The organism is candidate division KSB1 bacterium (genome assembly GCA_022562085.1).
Classification (GTDB): Bacteria; Zhuqueibacterota; Zhuqueibacteria; order Oceanimicrobiales; family Oceanimicrobiaceae; genus Oceanimicrobium.
This window is the reverse complement of sequence record JADFPY010000165.1, coordinates 1-9448: the sequence shown is the minus strand read 5'-3', so window position 1 is coordinate 9448 and position 9448 is coordinate 1. Positions and strand designations below refer to the sequence as shown.

The following is a 9448-nucleotide window of genomic DNA, read 5'->3' as shown; positions in this document are numbered from 1 at the left end:
GATACAAACCAGAACCGTTGGGCTTCAATGCATCGACAGCCATCAGGTACTTTCCAGCCCCGCTCTCCCACTCGCCGGACCATTGATTATCATAATTTGCCTTACCTTTAGGATTGTCATCTCCCCAGGGATATTTCTTTCCCGCCAATCCACCTCTGGCGGCATACTCCCATTCTGCCTCGGTAGGCAAGCGCTTTCGGGCCCATGTGGCATAAGCCTGCGCGTCGCTCCAGGAAACGTATACCACAGGGCGATTCAGTTTCTGCAATTGCTCGTCCCAAAGTCGCGGCTTCTGGTGGTTTCTTTCATTCACAAACTTCGCATACTCTGCCACCGAGACTTCATATTTATCCATGTAGAACGCATCGATTTTGACGCGGTGTACAGGCTTTTCGTCCTCGGAAAACTATCGCTCCCCATGCGAAAAGTACCGGCCGGGATGAGTACCATATCTTTTGGTGGGACATCCCTTACTGAAGAAGCGGAGAGATCATCCTTGGTCTTCTCCCTGTTATCCACGATGGGGATTGCAGGTCTTTGGTAATTTTTTGCCCGAAAAAGGAAGATGCCGTCATCTTCAGTATAGTTGTACATTCTCGGCGTTTGTTTGTCGCGGGTTTCCTGAGAAACTTTCTTTTGCACATACGCCTGCAAATCCCAGGCTGTCAGCTCGCCATCTTTGTCTGAATCCGCCCGCAGAAAACTGCCGCCGCGGCTCAAGGCACGCGTCAGATAGAAAGTATACAGACTCAGCTCTTTTGCTTCGTACATTCTGGCTTTCTGGCCTGAACGTCCCGCGGTCAAAATCTGCCTGGAACGCAGTGTTTTATCGCCGCCGGAAATGGTCATGCTTGCATAGCTGCCAATGATGCCGCTATAGCAGCAATCGAGAATAAACATCGCCTGTTTGGCTTTCAGTGTCCTTGATAAATTCTGAATAATGGACATGTCGATGGCAGTTAAGAACAGTTTATTGACGTCAACGTCATTTGGCAGCAAATACCCGACTTCATTGCTGTTTTCATCTCTCACCCCATGCCCGGAAAAAAACACAATAACCTGATCGTAGCTTGCGTCCAGATTTTTCAAATCCGAAAAGGCTATGTTAATGGCTGTTTTTGTCGTCTCACTCTTTCTCGTCAACACTTTGGTCGTATAGCCAAAATTACTCTCCAATATCTGGCCCAGCTTAATCGCATCCTGGCGCGTATAATCCAGAGCCAGGCGCCCTTCATAATCAACTCCGATTAACAATGCATATTTCTTTTGCGCCTGCGCCGGTGTTAAAAAGAGTGCGCACAGAAACAAAAGTACAAATCGTTTCTTCATTTGTTACTCCACGATTCTCTTACTTGCCTGAGCGTCTTCTGAAAAATGACCGAATCCGGAAAGACCGCTGCTGCATAATTTGCAAAAACGAGCGCACTTTCCACCTCGCCCCGATTTTTCTGAATATCCGCCAGGTTGTTCGCCACCTGACCGATGACCGGCGCCATTTTCAGAATCTCCGCATAAATCGCTTCAGCTTCTTCTATGTCATCATTGCGATGAAAATTGATCGCCTGCTGAAATTTTGCTTCCAGCGCTGAAATATCTGGTATCGGCGCTTCATCGCCAACCGATTTGTCAATGCTCCTTTTCCCGGTCGTACCATCCTTGTTCCGGAACTCCTCGGTAAATTTCGCACTGCTCCAGACCCCACCGGAAATGATAGCTGCGCCAAACAATGCAAAGAAAATCCCAGGAGTCGCCTTAAACAAATGTAGTTTTAGCTTGCCGTATTCAATTTTCAAATCAGACTTTTCGGACAGTCCAATTTTAAATAGCCGCCAACCCAGGTAGCACAAAAATGTACCCGCCAGTATTGATATTACAATCTCAAAACTTCGCGTGTATATGAATACTTCACTCATAGAACCATCCCTTCAGTTACCGAATCTCTCCTGTTTCCTTTTTTGTACCAATTTCTGAAAGATAAGCCATAGTTCTCCAACGTCGCAAAATTGGAGCTCCTGGACAAATCACATGGGCCAAAAGGTTAACAAACCATACGAACTTCTTCTCTGGAGAAAAGATAAGCGAGAAAAATTTAACTGTCAAGGATTTCGAGCTGTTCAGAAGCCTGAGGCGGGGTCTACCGAAGTTACGTTAAAGTTACGCTAAGACTTGGGTAAATGGTTTCTACGGGAGGGAACTTTCGGAGCAGTTCAATAGCATTCGACTTTCTGGAAAAATATATTTTAGTAGCAGTACAAACTGATTAAACGAGCCAAATTTTCAACTTTGAACAGTCATACTTTCAAAATCATGAATGCGCTTTAAATCAACCCGAACTGCCCCATTCCCGGAATACTGAAACATATCACTAAATTTGACTCCCCAGACAATCTCACTGAATTTGTAAGATGTTCGAGTATGAACTGTTTGTGAGAAAGTCTCGTCAAAAGCGCTGATCAAAACAAGGAATTCCGCGTCGGATTTTTCGAGATCTTGCATTTTTAAGCCACTTAAGGGGCTCCCTTTTTCAATAGGATGAACGACTGTCAGATGTAGAGGCAGGAAATTTACTTTGTGCCGTTCAAGGGGCAGCTCATGAAAACTTCTCCTGGGCTTTCCGCCAGATTCATGAAGTTCGCTAAATAACACCTTTACTTCAATATTTACCAATTGGTTACTGCGAACATTTGCCATTCGAAACTCAAAGGCGGTGATGTCTTTATAAGGCGCAATGATGGCTTTTTCACTAAACAAGATTTTTGCATTAGGTCTTGAGAATCGGGCGAATAAAAGCCCTGTTGCAATAGCGAATGAAATCAAACCCACGAATGCGTCGAACGAGGCAATAATGTTGCCCAACACACCGATGGGCGATAGGCGTCCATATCCGACAGTTGTAAAAGTCTGCACACTAAAAAAGAACGCCTCTAAAAACCGGCCGTAGATTATCACGCTTGTCGCCCCATCAATTGGGACTCCAGCAAATACAAAAACCAGGGCAAACAGTGCGTTAATAAAAATGTAAACAGCCGTGATAGTTAAATAAAATCTCCACCACGACATCGTAAGCAGCGAATGATAAAGGTGGATAGATTGCAGGAATGGCAGACCGTCCCGCTCTACGTTGAAGCTGCCATCTCGATTGAGTAAGCGGAGCGGGCTGTTTTCCGTCACTCGTGAGCCAAAGCCCAAATCTTTGAGCTCTTCGTCGGAAGGTTTATTTCGTTTCAAGGCCATCAATTTCGCAATGAACAGACATGTCTGTTTCCTACCTTAAGTCCCTTACTCGGTTAATTTCAATCCATATTTGTCGCTGATGTCGAGAGGTGGCATCGGACCCTCTAAGGGTTTGGCGTCTTTAACATACCAATCATACCAGTCCAGAATTCGATATAAGACATCAATCCGGCCCGGCTGCTTGCGATTCCCATGACCTTCGCCCGGGTACTGCACCAGCCGAACTGCGGGATGGCCGTTCATTTTCATTCGCCGATGCAGCTCCCTGCTTTGTCCCGGGTCAACGCGGGTATCCGTCAAGCCGCCATAAATCAGAGTCGCCGTTTTGCTTTGATGAGCATAGTAAATCGGACTTCGTTTTAGACTTAAATCCCACATATCTTCCAATTTTTGTCCTGCATGCACATAAAGCATTTCATAAGGAATATCAGAAGTCCCACGCTTGCTGATCAAGTCACTGATTCCGACAAACATACAGACAGCTTTGACATACTTCGTGTAATAGGTTGCAAACCAACCGGAAGCATAGCCGCCGTAAGACCCGCCGCCAAGACCGACGCGGTCGCGGTCGGCAATGCCTTGACCGATCAAATAATCAATTCCATCGGCAATGTCGTCAAACTCAACCCCGGCCGGGTTGTTATAGCCATATTCGGCGTACGCAACGCCGTACCCCGTTGACGCCCGGTAATTTGGATAAAACGCTGCGTACCCTTTACCAGAAAGGTTTTGTCCGGGAGTAGAGTAGCGGGAGAGCCAACCGTTAGAATAGTTTGATTCCGGACCGCCGTGCACAATGACAACCATCGGATATTTTGTGCCGGCCTGATAATCCACCGGGTAAATGAGCAGCCCCTCTACTTCCTTGCCATCGCGAGCTTTATATTGAATGGGCTCCTGCTTTCCTAACTTTCTATCTGCAAGCCACGGATTGACGTTGGTCAGCTTGGTCATTTTCTTGCCGTTAAAATAGAACACGTTTCCGGGAAATTTCGGCGACTGCCCAACCAGAGCCGTGTGCTTGAAATCCCTGGTAGTGCTCGGTGGCCCAAACACAACCCCCGTCTTCTTTGAATCAAGAATAACTTTCCGGTTTACCCCGTTTCCGGTCAGCCTGACCGTGCTCAGGGTTGTTTCTACACCTTCTTTAGAATGGTAGAACAATGTATTGTTATCTTTCCAGCCGACCCAATCGACATGACCGCGAAAATTTGGCTGAGTTAAATGGGTCGGTTCCCCGCCATTCATTGAAATGACAAAAGCCTGACTGACCGCATTATCTTTTTGACTGAGAGCCGCGGCATAAGCCAACTGCCTGCCGTTTGGGCTGAATGCAAAATTTCCAAGTTTACCGGGATTCTTGGTCAGCGGTTTTAACTCTTTACTTTTAAGATCCAGAAGATGCACGGTTTTAAAAGCATAACTGTGATCGATTAAATTTTCTTGGGTGACCGCAGCGGCAATGGTCTTGCCATCTGGAGAAAATTCAAATGACCAGACGGTCACGTCGTTTGTTAACTGCTCGGCTTCGGAATCCTCAGCGTCCAAATCAGCCAGGTACAGATTTCGGTGCTTTAAATTTTCTTCATAGAAAACAAATCCGTACCCTTTTTTCTCCAGATCTTTCTCATGTTTGGATTTAGGCGTACTGGCTAAATACGCCACTTTATTTTCCGTTGGATGCCACCGGAAAGAAGAAACGCTTGTTTTAGAATGAGTCAATTGCTTTGCCTCTCCCCCGCTGATGGGTATCATCCACACCTGTGTTTTGGCCTTTTCTCCCCGACTGGTTAGAAAACCAACTGCCGAGCCGTCCGGACTCCAGGAGACAGACCGCACCCTGACTTTACCGGTAATATACGGACGAACCTCTTTCGTCTTTATGGAAATCAAATAAAGTTCGCTATAACCCGAGCCAGGCTTGTCAGCCGCCTTGCGAGGCACACTAACGGTATAAGCAATCCAGCCACCGTTTGGGCTGATTTTCGCACTTGTAACGGACTTTAATTTAAGCAAATCCTTTTCGCTGAAAACATCGCTTGCAAAACCGGTTTGGGTTAAAATAAAAGAAAATAGTAAAACTATAAATAAAGCTGAGATTTGTGAATAGTCTCGATTGACTCGACTTCGCATGTTGTAAACCTCCTCTGATTAAATAAGTTTAGACTTCTGTAAAATCGACCTTTTGTGTCATTTCGACCCCGACACTTCGGGGAAGAAATGACAAATTAAGCTGTTTTGCAGAAGTCTATAAATAAGTTAAAAATGAAGCGTTTAAAACTTTTGGACACAGAGAACGCTGAGACTCACAAAGAACTCAGAGATTTGAGTTTATTTTTCTAATAATATCAAAAAATTAAAGACAAATTTCTTCATCAGATTAAAAAGTCCGTGTTTTATCTGTGTGAATCCGTGGCTAAACTCTTTTATTACTGAGTTCCTAATATAATTTACCCAATGAGAAATTTCAACAAAAACTTTCCAGTTTTTCGTCATAGTCAGATACTAGAGAAGCCCAATTGAATTTTTTTACAATATCTCTTAAGCTTTGATTTTGTAAAGCGTCAAAATCGCAAATCGCCTGCTCCAGTCGAGTGACCAAATCATCGAAATTGTGGTAAAGATAATTGTCATGTAATTCAGCAGGAACAAGCTCCGGATAGGCGAGTCTTTCCGGCAGGATCGGGAAGCAATCGCAGTAGATCGCCTCAACCACACTGGCACCGAAAAAATCCTGATTTGATGTGACCGGCAAAATGTCCGCCCGCCAAAGCCAACTGGCATATTCGGAAAATTCGATTGTGTATCCAAATTGAATGATTCGAGATCCCAGTTTTTCTTTTGCGAGCCTGAATTCTTCCGGTTTTTCACTGAACGCCTCGCCAAGAATAGCAATTTCGAAATCCAAGCCTTTTTCAGCCAGAATAAAAAGCGCCTTAAAAAATTCACTCGGATTTTTATCGTATTCCCAGCGATGGTTCCACAAGATTAAAGGTTTCGCGTTAGCAGTTTCGAGTTTCGAGTTTAGGGTTGGTTTAAATTCATCGAGGCGAGACAAATCCAACCCTAAGGGTAAAACTTTGCTCTTCGATTTTATTCTGTCGATATTCTCCAGGTCGGTATGATCTGGGAAGTGTTTCAGATAGCGCATCAATTCGTCTAAAAAACTGTCCTGGTGATATTTAGAATTGAAAAAAACAGCGTCCGCAGTCAAAGCGCTGACATAGTTTATAAATCCATAGTGCTTATCACGTTTTTGCATAACATCGCGATCGGAAGGCGACCACGGGTAGGATAATTGGTTTTCGTGAAAGTAAATTGCTGTCGGAAGATTCGAAGTTTTATGACGTGTTAGTGATAAGAAGGTGGTTAGATCGAGCATGTCGGTGGCGAGTAGCAAATCGGGTTCAAAATTCCCGGCAAGGAAGTTTTTCGCCAGGCTAACAGCGCCGCCGTGCATGCGCCATTTCCAAAAGTTACCGGGAAGGCTTAAAATTTCAACGGTATGTTTGCTCTGTTTTTGATACCCTTGTGCCCAAACTTTATGAGAGCCGGTAAAGTAGGGTTCGAGGATGAGGATATTCACTTCTAGTGTTTTCTAAATATCATCGCAATGTGGATAAAGTGTTCTCGTGTTTGTGTGTTTGTATGTTCGAGTGTTCAGGCACAAATATTTTGAAATAATCAACGTGATAAAATAAGTAAACACTTTAACACTTTAACACTTTAACACCTGAACACGCTAACACTGTATATTGCCCGGTTGTTTTGAAAACGTTGCACTATTTTGTTCTTACCGCCGTCACCATAATTTCCACCAGCGCATCCAAAGGCAAACGAGCAACTTGCACCGCTGCCCGTGCCGGCGGATTTTTCTTAAAATAAGTTGCGTAGACAGCATTCATGGCGCCATAATTATTCAAATCGGCAAGAAAGACCTGGCTTTGCACGACGTCACTAATGGTAAAACCAGCCTCTTTTAAAACAGCCCCGATGTTTTTCAAAACCCGATGCGTCTGATCTTCAACTCCGCCTTCAATCATTTTACCGGTCGCGGGATCAATGGCAATTTGTCCGGCAAGATAAAGTGTGTTTCCGGCTCGAATGGCTTGCGAATAAGGTCCGATTGCTGCCGGCGCGTTTTCTGAAGAAATGACTTCTTTGTCAGCAGGCTGCTGAGCGCCGCAACCGATTAGCAAAACAGTTATTATAAAATATTTCATGTCTTTGGCAGTCCTTTCTTGATTACGGTTTCCATTGCCTCGCAAAAGCGATCGACCTCTTCAAGGGTCGTGTAAACATTCGGAGTCACACGGATACCTTGAAATTCATCACGCATAATTGGGGTAACAATGATTCGCTGTTTTTTCCAGAGGTGAGTTGTAAGTTCAACCGGGTCAATGCCTTCAATTTGCACAGTAGCAAGACCGCAGGCAAAACCCGGTTTCAAGCTGGTATGCAATCGCACTCGATCATGTTCGAGAAGCCGCTTGGCCCAACGATCACGCAGGTAAACCAGGCGAGCTTCTTTGCGCTTCGGTCCGATTCCCTGGTGAAAAGTTAAAGCCTCGGCAATTGCCAGGTAATTTGCAGCCGGGTGCGTGCCGATTTCCTCAAACTTGCGAATATCGTCGTCCATTTTTTTCGAGGCCGGCATCATCGGCCAGAGGCCGGCGATTTTATCCTTCCTAACATACAGCATGCCCGTTCCATGGGGTGCGAACAGCCATTTGTGCAAGCTCGTAGTGAAGTAATCGCAGTCAAGATCCTCGTGTGTAAAATCAAAATGGGCAAAAGAATGCGCACCATCGACGATGACCGGAATGCCTTTTTTTCTTGCCATCTGAGTGACCTGTTTCACCGGCAGGATTTGTCCGGTAAGATTAATCATATGACTCATCAAAATGGCTTTGGTTTTGGCAGTGATATTTTCTTCAAACAGACTGACGATTTTCTTTGGATCTTCTGCAGGGACAGGAATGGGGAAGAGGTTTAATTTAATACCCTCTCGTCTCTCACGCTGTCTAAAAGTGGTGATCATCCGACCGTAGTCTTGATCGGTGGTTAAAACCTCGTCACCGGATTTGAAATCAAGCCCGAGCTGGCAAATCTGCAAGCTCTCTGATGCATTGCGAGTCAAAGCTATCTCCTCGGGCGAACACTTAAAGGCCCTGGCAAGACGATTACGTACGCCTTCCCGTTGCGGCTCCAAAATACGCCACATGGTGTAAACCGGCGCTTCGTTCGAGTAATCCAGATGCCGTTTCATGGCGTCTTGAACCACAGCCGGGGCCGGACTCACGCCACCGTTATTGAGATTTACCAAACTGCGATCGACCGTAAATGCCTGCTGAACTTCAAACCAAAACGATTCATCAGCAGCAATTTCCTCGGGTGTGCCGGGAATATTAGCCAAAGCCTCTATTGCGCGCCGCATGCCTAAAGGATCCAACACCGCAACCGTTGCAGCCACTGCAACCGGCCTGCCGATTGCACCTAAAAACTCGCGTCGATTGAGAGAATTCATATTTCCTCCTCGAAACAGTTTTAAAATACCTCAGTGGGAATTTCTGTTAATCAGTAGAAAAATATATCTCTTTTACAAAATAAAAGCAAGGATTTTGGGGATGATCTTTAGAAGAAATAGATGAAGGGAAATCAGAAAAATATTGAGCTTTAGACGCTTAGCGCCGTACATCGACAAGTTTTGTCGGCACGATTCGAAAAAATCACAAATAAACAAAAATCAAATGACAAACAAATCTCAATTTACAAATTTTCAAAACCCAAACAAACTTCTTAGCGTTTTGATCGTTGGCAATTGGAAATTTAAACTTTATTTGGAATTTTCTAGTTGGGATTTGCGATTTCCTTTTCTGGTTACTGCGTCAGCCATCTTTTCACAGCACTGTCTGCGAAAAGGCTTAGTTTCTATTCGGCAGAATTTGAGAAAGCAACCGCATAAGTCAGCAAATCATAATCGTCATGCGCGTTCAGGTTTTCGAAAATAACGGTGCGCTCGACAGTTTCAAGAGAATCAAGCCGATCTAATTTGATGGTTTGTACCGAAATGTCAGTCTGTTTTCTTTTTGCTTTGACGGTGATGAGCACATTCCAAACTTGCTCCTCTCCCTCATTTCGAATGACCAGACTAATGGCGGGTTTTCCAGCGATCGTGCTTTTGGTTTTGTTGGTAAGGTTTACTTGGCCAACG

At 44.9% G+C, this 9448-nt stretch carries 9 protein-coding genes; all 9 read right to left on the bottom strand.

The genetic code is table 11. From position 1 onward, the window contains the following. A partial coding sequence (locus IH879_13705) for an SUMF1/EgtB/PvdO family nonheme iron enzyme (protein MCH7675991.1) occupies positions 1–355 on the bottom strand: 355 nt, incomplete at its 3' end. Next, positions 310–1329 (bottom strand): caspase family protein, encoded by a 1020-nt coding sequence (locus IH879_13700; protein ID MCH7675990.1) that lies wholly within the window; start codon positions 1327–1329, stop codon positions 310–312. The genes IH879_13700 and IH879_13705, both read right to left, overlap by 46 nt. After that, positions 1326–1913 carry a hypothetical protein gene (locus tag IH879_13695; GenBank protein ID MCH7675989.1) on the bottom strand — a complete coding sequence of 196 codons (588 nt, stop codon included), beginning with the start codon at positions 1911–1913 and terminating at the stop codon, positions 1326–1328. The genes IH879_13700 and IH879_13695 overlap by 4 nt, the downstream gene beginning before the upstream one ends. Before the next feature lie 364 nt (positions 1914–2277). Continuing rightward, complete coding sequence (locus tag IH879_13690; protein ID MCH7675988.1) at positions 2278–3228, bottom strand: hypothetical protein; 951 nt, start codon at positions 3226–3228, stop codon at positions 2278–2280. Positions 3229–3279: 51 nt separating this feature from the next. Beyond that, positions 3280–5367, bottom strand: a complete 2088-nt coding sequence (locus tag IH879_13685; GenBank protein ID MCH7675987.1) for a S9 family peptidase — start codon at positions 5365–5367, stop codon at positions 3280–3282. A gap of 334 nt (positions 5368–5701) precedes the next feature. Beyond that, positions 5702–6820, bottom strand: coding sequence for a DUF3524 domain-containing protein (locus tag IH879_13680; protein ID MCH7675986.1), 1119 nt, complete (start codon positions 6818–6820; stop codon positions 5702–5704). A 196-nt stretch (positions 6821–7016) separates the two neighbouring features. After that, positions 7017–7457 carry a RidA family protein gene (locus IH879_13675; protein MCH7675985.1) on the bottom strand — a complete coding sequence of 147 codons (441 nt, stop codon included), beginning with the start codon at positions 7455–7457 and terminating at the stop codon, positions 7017–7019. Then, entirely contained in the window at positions 7454–8761 is a 1308-nt protein-coding gene (locus tag IH879_13670; protein ID MCH7675984.1) for an aminotransferase class V-fold PLP-dependent enzyme, read from the bottom strand. Before IH879_13670 ends, IH879_13675 begins: the two co-directional genes overlap by 4 nt. 404 nt (positions 8762–9165) lie before the next feature. Continuing rightward, on the bottom strand, positions 9166–9448 hold a 283-nt coding region (locus tag IH879_13665), incomplete at its 5' end, for a hypothetical protein (protein ID MCH7675983.1).